General features: G+C 48.0%; 13 protein-coding genes. 7 read left to right on the top strand and 6 right to left on the bottom strand.

What is annotated here, in order from left to right; all coding sequences use genetic code 11:
• From A8707_RS03965 to A8707_RS03975, 3 genes are all read right to left on the bottom strand, one after another.
• Positions 1-3132, bottom strand: coding sequence for an SNF2-related protein (locus A8707_RS03965; RefSeq protein ID WP_068815330.1), 3132 nt, complete (start codon positions 3130-3132; stop codon positions 1-3).
• A 44-nt stretch (positions 3133-3176) separates the two neighbouring features.
• Entirely contained in the window at positions 3177-6386 is a 3210-nt protein-coding gene (locus tag A8707_RS03970; RefSeq protein WP_068815332.1) for a coiled-coil domain-containing protein, read from the bottom strand.
• 181 nt (positions 6387-6567) lie between these two features.
• Positions 6568-7053, bottom strand: a complete 486-nt coding sequence (locus tag A8707_RS03975) for a DUF4168 domain-containing protein (RefSeq protein WP_068815334.1) — start codon at positions 7051-7053, stop codon at positions 6568-6570.
• 94 nt (positions 7054-7147) lie between these two features.
• Between A8707_RS03975 and A8707_RS27870 the strand changes: the two genes are divergently transcribed.
• The 5 genes from A8707_RS27870 (at position 7148) to A8707_RS03995 (ending at position 10570) form a co-directional block, all read left to right on the top strand.
• On the top strand, positions 7148-7330 hold the full coding sequence (locus A8707_RS27870) for a hypothetical protein (RefSeq protein WP_156518344.1): 183 nt from the start codon (positions 7148-7150) through the stop codon (positions 7328-7330).
• A gap of 143 nt (positions 7331-7473) precedes the next feature.
• Entirely contained in the window at positions 7474-7845 is a 372-nt protein-coding gene (locus tag A8707_RS03980; RefSeq protein ID WP_068815336.1) for a hypothetical protein, read from the top strand.
• Positions 7846-8145: 300 nt separating this feature from the next.
• The gene (locus A8707_RS03985) at positions 8146-9273 is read left to right on the top strand and encodes a glycoside hydrolase family 10 protein (RefSeq protein ID WP_231947917.1); all 1128 of its coding nucleotides are present in this window, start codon (positions 8146-8148) and stop codon (positions 9271-9273) included.
• Positions 9274-9293: 20 nt separating this feature from the next.
• Positions 9294-9911, top strand: coding sequence for a hypothetical protein (locus A8707_RS03990; RefSeq protein ID WP_231947918.1), 618 nt, complete (start codon positions 9294-9296; stop codon positions 9909-9911).
• 17 nt (positions 9912-9928) lie between these two features.
• Positions 9929-10570, top strand: a complete 642-nt coding sequence (locus tag A8707_RS03995; protein ID WP_068815342.1) for a Uma2 family endonuclease — start codon at positions 9929-9931, stop codon at positions 10568-10570.
• Positions 10571-10662: 92 nt separating this feature from the next.
• Here the strand turns inward: A8707_RS03995 and A8707_RS04000 are convergent, their stop codons facing one another.
• On the bottom strand, positions 10663-11127 hold the full coding sequence (locus tag A8707_RS04000) for a hypothetical protein (RefSeq protein ID WP_068815343.1): 465 nt from the start codon (positions 11125-11127) through the stop codon (positions 10663-10665).
• 322 nt (positions 11128-11449) lie between these two features.
• Between A8707_RS04000 and A8707_RS04005 the strand changes: the two genes are divergently transcribed.
• Entirely contained in the window at positions 11450-12235 is a 786-nt protein-coding gene (locus A8707_RS04005) for an RNA polymerase sigma factor SigF (protein ID WP_231947919.1), read from the top strand.
• A gap of 368 nt (positions 12236-12603) precedes the next feature.
• Here A8707_RS04005 and bchD read toward each other — a convergent pair whose 3' ends face one another.
• On the bottom strand, positions 12604-14670 hold the full coding sequence (gene bchD, locus A8707_RS04010; RefSeq protein WP_068815350.1) for a magnesium chelatase ATPase subunit D: 2067 nt from the start codon (positions 14668-14670) through the stop codon (positions 12604-12606).
• A 93-nt stretch (positions 14671-14763) separates the two neighbouring features.
• Positions 14764-15420, bottom strand: a complete 657-nt coding sequence (locus A8707_RS04015; protein ID WP_068815352.1) for a GIY-YIG nuclease family protein — start codon at positions 15418-15420, stop codon at positions 14764-14766.
• Positions 15421-15572: 152 nt separating this feature from the next.
• On the opposite strand from A8707_RS04015, the gene A8707_RS04020 reads away from it, so the two are divergent.
• Positions 15573-16013: an HHL1-like protein gene (locus tag A8707_RS04020; protein WP_068815354.1), complete on the top strand. Its 441-nt coding sequence runs from the start codon at positions 15573-15575 to the stop codon at positions 16011-16013.
• Positions 16014-16022 lie beyond the last annotated feature (9 nt).

Here is a 16022-nt window from a genome sequence, read left to right on the forward strand (position 1 = left end):
TTATGGCTCAACAAAGATTATGCCTGCGGCAAGGTGAATCAGATTTAGCTCAGTGTTGCGACGATCGCCGATCATCTTCTTCTTGATTTCCAATTCTCGATTTACCTTTTGGAGTTGTCCTTCTGTGGCAGGCAATATTCGGAGCTTGCCTGATTGCTGAAAGGCTTGAATCCGTTCTTCGAGTTGTTGAGAGCGACGAGCTGCGTAGCTTTCGGCACTGCGTTGTTGAACATTGCAATGGTTGTCATTCTCGGCAGCAAATTCTGCTGATGCCTGGTCAAAGGCTGCTTCTAAAGCATCATCGCAATCGCTATAAAGTGCCAGAACTCGATCGAGATTTTCGATCAGATTGGCGGCATTCAGCTTTGCCTTTCCCCAACGGGCTGCCCGATAAACGAAGCGTTCTGATTGATCGTCAGACAATAACTTACCATCTGAGTAATGAGCAACTTTGTAAGCAAGACGGTTCTCCGAGCGCAATCCCTCAAATAACCAGCGCTGGATCACATACACATATTGCCCCGGCGCAGCTTCAACGTCTGACTGCTCACAGCGAATTGCCGCGATCGGATGAATCTGAGCATCATTGTCGTAGCTGTGTCTGATCCATTGAATCAACGGATGGGTGGGATCAAGCAGTTCGATCGGCTTCCCTTTATCTTTGTCTGGTTGGACTGCAAGGCGAGGGTCAAATAAACACAGAGCGGACGATCGATGTAAGCGAGTTTGAGTCGCAAATCGATGCTGCTTGAGAAATAAATCTAAATCGACCTTGGCATCTTCGGTTAGTTTAATCTCAAAGACGGCTTCTCTATCTTGAATGGGTTTAATGGTGGTTCCCAGGTAGTAGCGAGCAAAGTAGTCTTCGACAAATGAGTGCAATTCTTCTGAAGTCAACCATCGACCTTGATTGCGGCTTTTGGTCACAGCATGGAGAATTTGATCTGAGAACGCCATTAAATTAACAGCTTCTTGTTCTAATTGGTCTTGTTCGAGGCGTTGTTTGAGAATTGCGCTTGCAGTTTCGTCGGCGCGTTTGAGTCGTTCGGCATCTGTCAGATCGGGTTCAAAGAGTGTGATGAGTAGTTTTTCGGTCGCTTCTCCGAGAATGTTTTCTAAATCGCCGATGCTTTCTTGAAAAACATTGATACGTTCATACAAACGTTCGAGAATCCGCTCCTCGATCGTGTCTACCAAGCTGAAATTAATAATTGAGATGCGATCGGCTTTTTGCCCTAAGCGATCGATCCGTCCAATTCGCTGTTCGACTCGCATTGGATTCCACGGCAAATCATAATTAATCAAAAAACGACAAAATTGCAGGTCAATCCCTTCGCTGCCGACTTCTGAAGACAGAAGAATTGAGGTTTTGCCCTGTTCAAATTGTGCCAACACGTCTTGTTTTTGATCGCCCATGCCACCCAAAATCAAGCTGGTCTGAATTCCATCCGTCTCTAAGCGGCGTTGCAAATAGTGCAGGGTGCCGCGAAAATAGGCAAATAGAACAAATTGCTCGTCTGGATTTTTCTTGAGTTCGCGATGTAGACACTGAACCAGCGATCGATATTTAGTGTCTTCAGCTTCGAGTTGCGCGTAGTCAATATTTTCTAAGGGCAATGTCTCTGAGTCAGGCGATCGTTCAGGGTCTGATTGCAGGATCGAAATGCCTGATTCCCAAAGCAACTCATCTTGAAATTCATCCAGAATTCCTTGTTTTGACCAAGTTTGCAGCGCAGCGACGAGACAGCTCGCCATTTGCCGTTGACGCGCAATCAACCGAAAGAGCAGAACGCCTTGCTTGCCTTTGCTTTGTTTGCGAATCGCTTGAGTCACCGACTCATAAATTTCTTTTTCTAAAGCAGAGAAGTGAACCTTTAACGTTTGTGGGGCACGCTCAACCCGGTTAGGCAGCACATCGCGTTTACGACTGCGGGTGAGATATTGACTGACTAATGAAGCATTTTCTAACTTATACCCAAGTCTGACTTGCATGTCTGCGTCAATCGTCTCTGGCGTTTCTAGCGTATGTTGAATTTGCCGCAACACAGGATTTTCTCGAAAGTAATCGGATTGAAGGGCGCGATCGAGATCACGTTTTGCCGCTCTAAAATCGGGAGGATGACTCCAGAGCGATCGCAATGCCCGAATCAGAGGTTTGTTTGCCTCCAGCATTTGCTCAAAGATAGTTTTGTCAAAAAAGTCTTCTGGGCTAATGATTTTCAGCAGTTGATAAAGGTTAGTGTTTTGCGTCTGAATCGGGGTTGCTGTCAATAGCAATAGATGACGAGCCGCATCTCGCACTAGTTGACCCAATCGATGATTTGCGGTGGCTGAATTGCGGAGATAATGCGCTTCATCAATAATCACCAAATCAAACACACTCACCTCATCGGCGGCAGGATTGTTGTTGTTATTGTTGTCTAACAATCTTGCGAGTTCTGCCTTGGCTCCTGACATCGTTTCATCTTCCCAATTGGCGTTGGGGCGAAGTCCTTCTAAGCTGGCGATGCACACAAAGGGGTGCTGATAATGGCTTTGCAAAACGTGCTTGACTTCTTCTAAAAGCTCTTGGGCACTGGTGAGTTTGGCAACAATATTAAATCGTTGGTGCAAATCATCGCGCCATTTTTCTCGCAAAATTGCAGGACAAATGATTAATAAACGACGAGCATCGGCTCTGGCTTGCAGTTCTTTCCAGATATAGATTGCCTCGATTGTTTTCCCCAGTCCTACTTCGTCTGCAACTAACAATCGCCCTACCGGAGATTCTAAAAATTTCAGCACAGGTTTAAACTGGTGCGGGTAAAAGTCCGTATGGCTCGACTCCATGCTGTAGAAAATGTTAGTTAATTGCCCTTTCACCTTCTCAAACGTGAGAATTCGGCGCAGGTCATCGGCTCCGCTAAATTTCCCTTGTTCTAGCAGCGCAAAAAGTCCCTCTGGTTCTCCACAAAGCTCTAAAAGGTTGTAGGGCTTATAGGCTTTTTCGTTTGGGCTAAACTGGACTTGCACCAGTAGCCGAGTTCCAGAAGTGCGAGTTTTTCCGGTCGTGATGCCCCGATGTCCCGGATTGGCTTTTACGCGCACTTCTTGCCCCGCGATCGTCGGACTCCAAGTAACAATGTTGCTCATTGACTATATGCCTTTGCTCTTGGGTAAATTCATTCAGAAGATCTTCATCTCGGTTCGTTAGCTTTAGGGGTCTTACCCATTGGATCTTCTTCTTTGGGCGGTACTGGCTTGACTTGTTCCATCTCGCTTGGAAGTCTGACCTCTGGCTGCTCTCCAGTAGGAATCGACAGCCCATAAGCGACTGCAAATCGATGAAACTCGCGGTCACTGATGCCATTCGTTTCTAAATCTTTGGGAAATGGCAGCGATCGCACTCCATACTCTGGAATTCCAGCATTCTTATGGTTAAAGTCTTTGTGAGTCGAAGTGATCGCCTGCGTGTAAAAAGAGGTTTGTCCACCGCCGCCGCCGATTAAAACTTCTAAAGGTTTCTCAAAACCACGCCACGTTAGCCTGAAACCATGCTCAACGTATCTTTGACTCCCATTCCAAACAACATTAGCAACCAATTCCTGAATTTCTCTCCGAGCCGTACTGGTTTGGAATCGATCGAGATAATGGGTTGAGTTTCCACATATCGTATTTTTGACATCCGTTTCTGCAACCCCTAATTCCTGTGCCAGCCGTTGAGAAAATGCAGTGACCCCTAAAGAATTGACTTTGGTAGAGTAGAAATCAACTTTCTTTTCACCGTCCTCCTTCCAATACCGAAACGAGCTTCCGTCCAGCGTTCCATCTCCCACATCAAAGAGGACATAGAACCCTTCATCGATTTCAAGAGAGTTGATTAGCGACCACGCTTCAGCCGCAATTTCTGGGATTGCATGGCAATCGATCGCAGTTCCTTCCAGTGTTGCTCTCAGTGGTTTGATACGATCGCGCAAATTATCGATCGTCATTCGCTCAGTCTGCGGTTCATTACTCAACAACCAGGCGAGAGAAAGAACTTTTTCAAAGCGTTTAATTGCCTTAGAATCACAATATTCAACAGGAACGCCAACATTCGCAGACCATTCAATTCTTTGGTTAATGATGAGTTCTGGTTTGTTGTGACGAATCCAATCTTTAGTGCGAATCATGACACGACTTAAATAGTAGGCACAAAGATTTTCAACGGTTTCATCCTCACTCAGTCCCGGTAATTTTTTGAACTGCCAGCTTTCCGCACTTTGAGGAAGATCAAAATTTGCCAGACGCATCTTGATAAACTCCACCGTCGTCTGCACCTGGTTTTCATAGGGTTTCCACTCAGAAGCGGTCAACCCAGTAATCAGCGTGCCATCGGGCAGAATTCCGATTTTTGTCGGCAGTAAGGCTTCTTCTAGATGAGTATCTTCGTCGGTAAAGGTGACAATCTCCGATCGGTCTGTTGACACATCTCGAAAACAAACTTTCGTAAAGCTGGTGCCAAAGTCAATTCCTAAATTTAGCGACAAAACCCCTAAATCAATCGGTTCTTCAGGAGGAGTGACGATCGGAGCCTGCTCAACTTCGGGTTCTAGTTCAGTCGGCAAGTCTACAAATCTTGGTGCTATCGGAGTTGGAAACGGCTCGATCGTGGGCAGCCGATTCTCGATCGTCAGATTTGAAGATTCACTGATTTGTCGGACTTCGATCTCTCTCAATTGTTGTTGAAGTTGAGCAACTTGTTCTGCAAGCCTGGGTAATGCTTGTTGCAACGCTTGAAATTCACTGAAATTCAGAGTCGTTGTTTGAAGTTGTTGACGAATGTTTTGAATCTCTTGAGATAAGCTTTCTCGCACTTGAGAAAGCTGTGAGTTTAACCCTGGCTGACTTGTTGCTGCATCACCCTGACCCTGCCGAATCGCAGCCAATTGTGTCTCCAGTTGAGACAATCGCGTTTGCAGGTCAGCGTAATCAGTGGCGGTTAAACCTTGACGCTGCTGAAGAAAAATGATTCTTTCTGTAAGGTGGGGAAATGCCTGTTGCAGCGTCTCTAATCCATCAAGACTGAGATTCGCCGCTTGAAGTTGTTGACGAATGTCCTGAATCTCTTGAGATAAGCTCTCTCGCACTTGAGAAAGCTGTGAGTTTAACCCTGGCTGACTTGTTGCTGCATCACCCTGACCCTGCCGAATCGCAGCCAATTGTGTCTCTAATTGAGACAATCGCGTTTGCAGGTCAGCGTAGTTGGTGGCGGTTAAACCTTGACGCTGCTCAAGAGAAATGATTCTTTCTGTTAGCTGGGGAAATGCCTGTTGCAATGCCTCTAATCCATCAAGACTGAAGTTCGCCGCTTGAAGTTTTTGACGAACGATCAGAATTTCTTGGAATAAGCCTTCCCGCAGTCGAGAGAGTGGCGCATCCAACCCTGCCGTTGTTAATGCCTCAGCCTGATGTTGTTGAATCGAAGCCAATTGCACATCAATTTGAGAGAGTCGTGCCTGCAACTCGACCTGATCCGTTACAGTCAAACTTTGACGCTCCTGAAGAGCAATAATTTGCTCGGTAAGTCGAGGAAATTCCTGTTGCAACGCCTCCAGTCCATCAAAACGTTGAAGTTGTTGACGAATTGCCTGAATCTCTTGGGATAAGATTTCTCGCACTTGAGAGACTTGCGTGTTCAGCCCCGTCTCGATCGTCTCTGCATCAGTCTGACGCTGTTGAATCACCGTCAACTGCACACCAATTTCAGCGAGTCGCATTTGCAGTTCGGCATAACTCGTTGCCGTTAAATTTTGACGTTGCTGAAGGAAACTAACTTCTTCTTTGAGATCAGGAAATGCCTGTTGCAAAGCCTCCACTCCATCAAGACTTTGAAGTTGTTGACGAATGCCCCAAATTTCTTGAGATAAGGTTTCTCGCACTTGAGCGATTTGTGCGTTTAACCCTGCCTGACTTGTTTCCGCATGAGTCTGATGCTGCTGGATCGCAGTCAATTGGGCATTGATTTGAGATAATTGCGCTTGCAGTTCGCTTAAGTAGGTCGCAGTCGCGTTTTGCCCTTGCTGAGTTGTCGTGAAGCGATCGTGTAGCTGAGAAAGCTGCGATCGGAGTCCAATCAGATCGATCGCGGTCTCATTTCGTTCTAAAACTCGTTGATCGAGGTTTAATAAGCGTTGATCGATCTGCGCGATCGCTCCATTAAATTGCTGTTCTGTTTGCTGCTCAAAACGTCGCCGATTGACTAAGTTTAGACACAGCGAGAGAGACAGCGGAGCCGCCGCATAGATTGCCTGTTGCGATAAAGCTGAAATCACAACTCCCACCACAGAAGCGGCAGTCGAGGTATATTCAACGACATTTAGGAGTCGTGATCGCTGGGTTCGTCGAGCAGAAAATGGATTGCTCATTCAACTAGCTCTGATTGAAGTGGGTAAGCAAGGAGACTTCTCCAATACTGTCACATCATATTCAGAGTGTCAGGGCAACCTGCAAAGTGCTTCATTGATTGATACCGAAAACACCACAGCTTCACAGAGAAGAGCAGGGGAAGTTTCGAGCCACTTTCAACACGCACTATGCCCACTTAGTTTATTTCTGTTGAACTAATGTTTGAATCTCCTGACGTAACTGAGGATTTTTTTGCGCCGCCTCAAAAATTTGGTTAAAGCGGGGCACTTCTAACCCTTGCGCTTGTACCGCTTTCTCCATTTTGGCATCGCTATCTTTTTGAATCTGCACCAGTTTAGTCACGACTCGATCGTATCCTTGCCGTTCTTTAGGCTGAATCTGCGCGGTCGGCGTTGCTTTAGGATCTCGCTGCGACTTATAGATTTCATCAAATCGCTGCTCGGTTAACCCCTCACCTTTAATGGCTTGCACCGCTTCTGACTCGGATGCCCGATTGATCACCAAAATCTGCTTAATCGCACTCGCAAACTTCTGCACCTCCTCTTTGCTGACGGGTGTAGTTGGGGCTGTCTGAGTCGTGGGAGCCGGAGTTTGTGCCTGCGCCGGGATGTGAGCAGCAGCACCCACTAGAACAGCAGTGCAACAGGCGACCAAAACACGCTTCATGTTGAATTCTCCATAGACGTTGGGTAGAACTTGCCGCCAACCCACCCTCAAAACTGCTGACAAACAACGATTGTGAAAGGGATTGTGACGTGTCTTGCCCAATACTACCGAGAATCGATCGAATCAGCGTCCGATCGTGACAGTTCTCTCGATCGTCCTCAAACTTCTTAAGGTATCTCTTTGGGTAGATCTCAGCGATCGCAAGCCAGAACCCTTGATAGAGATAACTTTCCTAATGCATCGCTACAAGTTAAGACTAGAAGCCGCCGTGTTTTAGCACCTGATGTTTCTGTCTTTAGTCGTCTGTCATCTCTAATTTGATAAGACCTAACCGCGCAGGATTCCAGCACCTATTGACCCCTTTTCTAGGTGAGGTAGAAGCCGCTACGTCTATTCTTTAAGCACAAGTTAAAAACTTCTATGTCGTCTTCTAATTTCATCCACCCTTCAGACTCAGATCTCTATGCTCAGTCAACTACGGCTGAGTCTCGCCCCTCGGTTTCCGCTCAAAGTGCTTCTTCCATCCCCACTCAAGACGCAGCGCTGTTAATGATCCCGCTTTGCTTTGTGGCAATTTGGGCAGCCGTCGTCTGTGTGATTTCTAACACCTGGAAGCCCAGTCGCAAAGAGATTGAACGGAGTCGGCAAACCGCTCAACTTCCCTGTAAAAAATGCGCCTACTTCAGCAATAATCCTTACGTGAAGTGTGCGGTCAATCCTCAGACTGCGATGACACGATCTGCCAACGATTGTGGCGATTTTTACTCAAAAGATCAGAAAGCAATGCGTTAAGAAACTCCGTTAATATCATTCAACTTTTCAGAATTAACCCCGCAAACTCAGAATTTAAACTGGCATGAAGCGGTTCGATCGTTCCGGGTCTTGCATGGCAGATCGTGGATGTTGTCTCAGTGGGCACTGTTTTCCTACTGATAACGTCAAGTTTGCCTGTAGACTAGAGGGCTAGAAAAGGTCAGCCCACGGTTTTAGACGATCGACACTCAATCTCCAGCCATTCATCCTATGAAATTGCGGTTCGTGCTTCAATGTTGGCGGCGATGGATCCGACATCTCCTCCCGCTCCTATTTCTAGTGTCGTTGGTGACTGTCTTGCTGTCGGGCAGTGTGACTTCTGCAACTGCACAGACTGTTCGCCAAGAAATTCGGGGAGTTTGGATCACCCTGAATGACATGGATATTCTCAAAGACCGCATCAAACTGAAAGATGCGATCGGTCAACTGCGACGACTCAATTTCAACACGGTTTATCCCGTGGTCTGGAATTCTGGCTACGTGATGTATCCCAGCGCAGTGGCACAGCGTACCGGAATTCAGCCCTTTGTCTACGCAGGTTCAGATGGACAGGACCTCATCGCCGATGTCACTGCTCAGGCACATCAGCAGGGCTTAGTGGTTATTCCCTGGTTTGAGTTTGGGTTGATGGCTCCCGCAACGTCAGAATTAGCTTTAAACCATCCTGAATGGCTGACGCAAAAGCGAGATGGAAGCCAAACGTCGGTGAGTGCCGCGGGTGAAGTGATGTGGTTAAATCCGTTTCTGCCTGACGTGCAGAGATTCATTACTGATCTCGTTGTAGAAGTCGTGACTCAATATGATGTCGATGGCATTCAGTTTGATGATCACATGAGTTTGCCTCGCGAGTTTGGCTACGACGACTATACCGTTGCTCTCTATATTAAAGAAACCAAAAAGTCGCCACCCGCCAATGCGTCTGATGCAGCCTGGGTTCGCTGGCGTGCCAATAAGATTACGGCGTTTATGGCGCGACTAAACCGGGCTGTAAAAGCGAGAAAGCCGAACGCGATTATCTCAGTTTCTCCTAACTACTATGACTTTGCTTATCGATTGCACCTACAAGACTGGCTCGGCTGGGTGCGGCAAAATCTGGTTGATGAATTGATTGTGCAAGTCTACCGTCCCAATCTGCAAAGCTTTGTTGAACAGATCAATCGATCGGAGATCCGAGAAGCGCAACAAAAAATTCCGACCGGAATTGGTATCATGGCTGGCTTGAGACATAATCCAGTCTCGATCGGGCAGATTCAATCTCAAACGCGAGCCGCTCAAGCTCGAGGGTTGGGTGTGGCGTTCTTTTACTACGAGAGTCTGTGGAACGATGCCCTCGAATCGGTCAGCGATCGTCAGTCTGGGTTTCAAGCCCTCTTTGAGGCTCCTGCCTTGCGGTCTGCCATTAAATAGCGGTTTTCCATCGATTGCAAATGCTCTACCATAAAGACGGGCGAGTCGTGGAATCACCGATGATGGCAAAGCGCAAAAAAGACAATCTGCGATGGATTAAAGAAACTCTCGAACTCAAAGACGATCATCGCTGGCAGTGCAGCCCTGGCTATAAAGTGTTTGTTGCCGATCGCGGTGCTGTCCGGTTCGATGTGCCGCAAAATTGGTTTTTTGAGCCAGATGTCAAATCGTTTAAGTTTCTCGATCGTGAGCCGCCCGACGATGACTGTCGCCTCGAAATGTCGTTTAATCGCCTCCCTGACGCAGATTGGAGTCTGTTTCCGCTCAAACATACGCTTAAGAAAATCCTGCAAGACGAAAAACGCGACATGATTGAATGCGGAGAAATCATCACGCTTAAGCGCCAAACCGCCCGCATCGTCTGGGCAGAAATCAAATTTATCGACAAGCAAGACAGCCGCGAAGCCTTTTCTCGTACCTGCATCGGCTTGGGGTCTAACGTTCAGTGTCTGATCACGTTCGACTATTGGGCAGACCAAGCTGAGCAGCTAACCCCCGTGTGGGATGAAGTCTTACGATCGCTCACATTAGGTCTTTATATTCGCGACCCGATGAGCGGCACTGCTTTTCCAGACTAAAGCGACAGGACGTAAAGATGGTTCTAACAACAGGTCGTTCTACGATCGGCGAAAAACGAGTCATTTTTCATCATCTCAATTGGCAGTCTTATCAGCAAATTTTGACTGCATTGGGAGAACATCGGGCGGCTCGTCTAACCTACGATCGCGGCACTCTAGAAATCACAACGCCCCTCGAAGAACACGAAAGCGCTGCGGAACTCATTGGCTTATTCATTCGGATTCTAGTCGTTGAGATGCGACTGAAAATGAAGTCAATGAGGTCAACAACGCTCGATCGAGCAGACTTAGATAGAGGTGCAGAACCCGACAACTGTTATTACATTCAAAATCATGCGCAAGTTGCGGGTCGTATCGTAGATCTTGACAAAGACCCGCCCCCCGATTTGGTCGTAGAAGTTGATATTACCAAGACTGACATCGATAAAAATCGGCTCTACGCAGCAATGGGTGTATCCGAATTTTGGCGATTTAATGGTGAGGTGTGGCAAATTTACCAGCTTCAAAACACTCAATATCTTGAAGTTGATCAGAGTCCTACGTTTTCGATCGTTGAGAAGGCAGATCTCTATCAATTTCTAGCAGCCTGTCAGCAAGATGAAGTGAATGCTGAACTGAGCTTTCGCACTTGGGTCAAAGAAAAGTTAATTCAGAGTTAAGAGAACTTGACACAACTAGCCCTCTTGCAGAAACCAAATGGGCTTTTGCAAGAGGGCTAAAAACGATGGCAGAAACTACTTGGTTTCGGAGCTTACTCTGCTTTTTCGGCAACCTTTTCGATTTTCTTAGCAGCTTGAGCGAGGGCTTTGCCAACTTTGTGCAGAGGTCCTTTAATGCCTTTTCCAGAGTCGTCTCCGATCGCGGTTGTCTGTTCACCCAACTGCTCTAAAACCTCAGCAATTTCACTAGCTTCAGTCTTTTTGCCCTTCAGAAGCTTCTTTAATTCTTTAAGGCTAGCAGAGAGTTCTTTGACGTTTTCTTCCTTGTGACCTTTGAGGAAGTTGACCCACACGTCAATGGACTCGATCGCCGTGTCAGCCTCAATTTCAGTCACATCGCCGTGCAAAACTTCTACAAGAGAATCGACTTCAGGTGACGATTCATCTTGGTCTGCATCTACGTGCTTTGCCTCTTCTTGATGAGACTTTGTGGGTTGCTTTTCTGCTTCCATTGCTGAATCATCTTGCTTGCCTTTAGATTCTTTTTGAGATGCCATCTTAGGGATTCCTTTTGTCAAACGAGATCGTCTGTACAACAACTAAGGTAAGCATTCAGCAAAAGCTTTCCCTCCCTCTTGAGAAGAGCATTAAAATCACGTCGAAATCGTTCAATAGGAAGACGCGACTTTAACGATTTGTGACCCGCGCACTGATAGAGGAAGTTGAACCGCATCAGTATTGTCAAAATCTGGCTTGCGTGTTTTTGCCGACCGCTTAAGGCACCAATCTAGATCAGTACCGTAAATCGACGATGGTTTGTCACCCTTCATAAATAGAAAATAGGCTCAACGCTGATGTGAATGACGACCCCTAAAAAAGATGATGACAACTCAGACTTCTCTTCGTTCTCGTGGCATGGAGCTGTTGGTGTCTTACCACCACAAGCCCTCAGTTCGCACCCGGAATCAGTTGGTGCAGTTAAATGCAGGTCTCGTCCGCAAGATTGCCCATCGGGTTAGCCACCAGTGCGCTGAACCCTATGAAGACTTAGAACAAATCGGCTACATTGGCTTGATTCGAGCGATCGAGCGGTTTAACCCTCATCAAGGCTGTGCGTTTAGCTCGTTTGCAGTGCCCTACATTCGCGGCGAGATGCTGCACTTTCTGCGCGATCGTGCGGGTACGGTTAAAATTCCCCGCCGTTGGCAACAACTCAACAAAGAGGGGCAACGAGTTCGCGAAAGGTTGATGATGGACTTAGGTCATCAGCCGACTGATGAAGAAATTGCCACTGAATTGGGGGTCGGCGTTCATGAGTGGCGTGAGAGCAAACTGGCTGCTAGAAACCGTCTGCCTTTGAGCTTAGATGCAACGATTTGTCAGCAGCTTGATTCTCCGATGACGTTGGGCGATATGCTGCCCGATGCCCATTATCAACAGCTTCAACACTTAGAAGAAGATCGTCAGCAGTTGCATAAAGCGCTGAATCAGTTAGAAGACAAAACTCGGCAGGCGATCGAATACGTTTTTTTGCACGATTTGTCTCGCAAAGAGGTAGCCGAACAAATCGGGGTCAGTCCAATGACGGTGACTCGTCGCATTCACCGAGGCATTCAGCAGATGGTTAGCTTGCTGCAACCTCAAGTTTTGCAATCTGACCCCTAGTGGTTAGCGGGTTCTAATCAGTGGTTCATTGTCTCTAGATATGCCGGGTTGAATTTGCTTCAGTCCGGCATTTTCTATGGTTGGTGCTTACGGTTGAATGGAGTAAACCTCCTGCGCGAATATTTGCCCTCACCCTAGCCCTCTCCCTAGGGAGAGGGAACAAGAGGTTCTAGCTCCCTTCTCCCTGGGGAGAAGGGTTGGGGATGAGGGCATCTTCGGACTTTTGCAAGAAGTTTATTTATGCAGGAAGTCTAGTCTTGACCGACCGGGCTTCGGTTTCGCTCAGCCTTCACCTCTCGGTGGGTTGAGCGAAGTCGAAATCCGCGGACAGCGTAGCGAGGGATTCTAGTATCGCGCAATTCTCTCAGCTATCGTGCTTTCATATCAGCGATCGCGTTCCGTGTCATGGATGCGATTGCCTGATCGCTGGCTTTAGGTAAGTGATAATACTTCCCGCCTGCCTGTTTTGCGAGTTCTTTGGCGAAGCCTGTCGAGACAAATTTATTTTCGGTGTCGATGACGAGAAGTTGAGTCCCCATCGCCCGAATTTTGCCCGCAATATCCAATAGTTCGGCTTTGATGTCGGGCTTTTCGCCATCAGGAATAGTTTCGCCCAGCGATCGAGCAAGCGGCACATTCCCCCGACCGTCCGTAATCGCCACAATCACGACTTGACCCACATCTCCCGACTGTTGAGCGTTAATTCCTACTCTGACAGCTTGAGTTAATCCGTGTGCTAAAGGAGAACCGCCGCCGCACGCCATGCGATCGAGACGACGTTTGGCAGCTTCGATCGATCGCGTTGGGGGCAGCAATACCTCAGCCTGTTCGCCTCTAAACGGAATCAGCGAAACTTGATCGCGATTTTGATATGCCTCGGTCAACAGCGTCAACACGGCTCCCTTAGCGGAGTTCATGCGATTGAGTGCCATTGAGCCAGACGCATCGACGACGAAGATAATCAATGCTCCGGCTTTACGGGCAAGTCTTTTTTGACGAATATCACTTTCTTCCACAAAGACGCGCTTGCGGGATGCAGCACTGGCTTCAGGTCGGTTGTCTTCAGCGCGTTGACGACGAGATTTTTGGTAGGGAGCCGCCGATCGCAGGGTGGCATCGACTGCAATTCGCCGCACTTTTCCTTTGGGCAGCATCGGTTTGATATAACGACCTCGATCGTCAGAAAAGATGATGGTGCGGCTGCCTGATTTGCCCTGACGACTTGCCATTTGAGCAAAATAAAGCACTTCAGGGTCGAGAATTACGCCTTCTGCATCAAAGACAAACTCTTCGGGAATGCTGGGCGGCTCTTGCTCCTGCTGGTCTTCGGGTTCTTCTTTTTCTTCCTGCTCGTCTTGATCTTGGTCAGATTCGTCTTGAGGTTCGTCTTCGGATTCGTCTTGGTTTTGAGGGGGCGGTGGTGGCGGAGGCGGATTTTCGTCGGGTGGGGTTTGGACGATCGTCGATCGCGGCACAATCACCAACTCAACGGCTCGCCGCAAATCGTCTGCGATCACGTCTGTGCGTCCGTCTAGCGCAGCGTGTGCCTTGGCAACTCTGAGGGCAAACAGTTCGGCTCGATGCCCCTGCACCCCGCCTCGAATTGCCTCGTTGACCAAGTAATTAATCTGCTCAGTGCTGATACGCACGTCTTTGAGCCACTCGCGCGCCAGAATAATTTGAGTTCTCAAGGAGTCGAGATCTTCGTCATATTGCTTGAGAAAGGCTTGCGGAGAATCAGCATAGCGAGTGGCTTGCTCGACGGCTTGCACTCGATCGTCTAATTCTAAAACCGCATCGGCAGAGAGGGCGATCGCGATCCGATCCAATAAATGTTCTCTCAGTGACCCTTCTTCAGGATTGTAAGTGGCGATCAGTAAGGGTTTGCACGGATGCTGAAAGCTGATGCCTTCTCGCTCAATCTGGTTGCGTCCATCGGTTAAGGCAGTCAGCAGAAAGTTAGAGATTTGGTCATCGAGCAGATTAATTTCGTCGATGTAGAGAACGCCTCGATGCGCCTCTGCTAACAGTCCTGGCTGAAAAACGGTTTCGCCTTGTCTGATCGATTGGCTGACATCGACAGAACCGAGCAGCCGATCTTCGGTGATGCCAAGCGGAATCTGCACAAACGGCGCACGAATCACCTCAGTTGGGATGTTAGATAGATCAGTGTTTTTTTCTAATGTTAGATCGTCCCAATCTTCGGGTGTATTGGGGTCGCAGTTGCTGAGAGAATCTTTGACGACCTCGATCGGAGGCAGCAACGCATGAATTGCCCGTGCCATCACTGATTTTGCGGTGCCTCTGCGTCCAGCAATCACGACTCCTCCCAATGTGGGATCGACCGCCGCTAACAGGAGCGCCATTTTGATGGCTTCTTGACCTACGACCGCAGCCAGCGGAAACGTGGTAATCGGAGTTTCAACTACAGACATTTAATCTTCAAAATAATTTAGGACATTGAGCGAATCGTAAGCTTGGTATCTCTCACGCGAGGGCTAGAAATGTCTATTTGGGGATTATGTTTACTATCCTTCACCTTTCTGGGACTGTTGAATCACGGTGCTCCAATCATCGTTTTCGACAGCGGCTTCTAAATTTTGACGACGATCGGCTTCTGAGGTTGAAAGCTGATCTAACTCTTTGTTGAGTGCCTGATCTGCCATTGCTTTGCGGAGTTTTAATTTTTTCTCTTCATAAACGTCTCGTTCAGCCGCAGACATCGCCAGCTTTGCCGCTTCTGCAACAGTGCCAGCCCAGCGATCGCTCTCTTCCCCGTTGCCAAGCGGAATACTATTATTCTCAGCAATCCACGCGTCTCGCAGTTGCTCCATCTCTTCGCGCTTGGGAAACTTGAAGGTTTTGAGTCGCAAAAATGCGCAGGCATCTTCGCCTACTTGAGTCAGATGACCACTCAGAGACAGCGGCACATTGCGCGAATAGCCAACATATTGAAGATGACGATCTCGATTCAACACCGCATACACCCCCGCAACTTTGGCATTCACCGCTTGGGCAGACCACTCTGCAACCGACATGATCTCATCGCCCTGACTTTCTAAATTAGGAGCGCTGGTCGCAGTTTCGGTGTGTTCGTCGTCGGAGCTATATAAAAAGCTGTGTAAGCCCTGGTGCGCTTGAGGGACATTTTGATGTTCGATCGCCACGAGGTTGTCTGCTTCCACTTGAGTTGATCTCCGTTTCGCACGTTGTCAGCCTGATCTCTATTATCAGAGATCACGGCAGCCGAATTTCGCAAGTTTGAGGATCATCTCCTCCCATTCTTCCTAAACATGGCGTAAACTTTTGTAATAAAGTTTTAAGGTGATTTTTAGAAATGGCAACTCCTGCTGGATTTGGGAAGGCGAAACCGCAGACACAAAAGCAGCCGAGCAAGGGCGCTGCAAAGCGGGCTGAGGCATCGCAGCTTTACGATCAGTTTAAAGACGATGGCACACCCGAATATGAGATTTACATTCGAGTTCAGGGTAAGAAAAGCTGGTTTCCGGTTGGGGCGATCGCGGTGAAGCGCTCAAATCAAATCAATCACGCCATTTTTGACAACTTAGAAGAACTGCAAAAAGGTGCGTTTCGGCTGTTTCCGATTCTCAAGAAAAACCAGGCTCAGCTAGAGTATGGTTATCGGCTCAAGGGCTTTAAAGATGACGAGATCGAGATGGCTCAACGTCCTTCAGCAGGCTCAAATGCGGGGATTGGTGTCCAAAATGCGCTGTCGATGATCGGCGATCGCGTTTCTTCAATCTTTAAGCGCAAATAGGATCTGTCA

Source organism: Phormidesmis priestleyi BC1401, assembly GCF_001650195.1.
GTDB classification, from domain to species: Bacteria; Cyanobacteriota; Cyanobacteriia; order Leptolyngbyales; family Leptolyngbyaceae; genus Phormidesmis_A; species Phormidesmis_A priestleyi_B.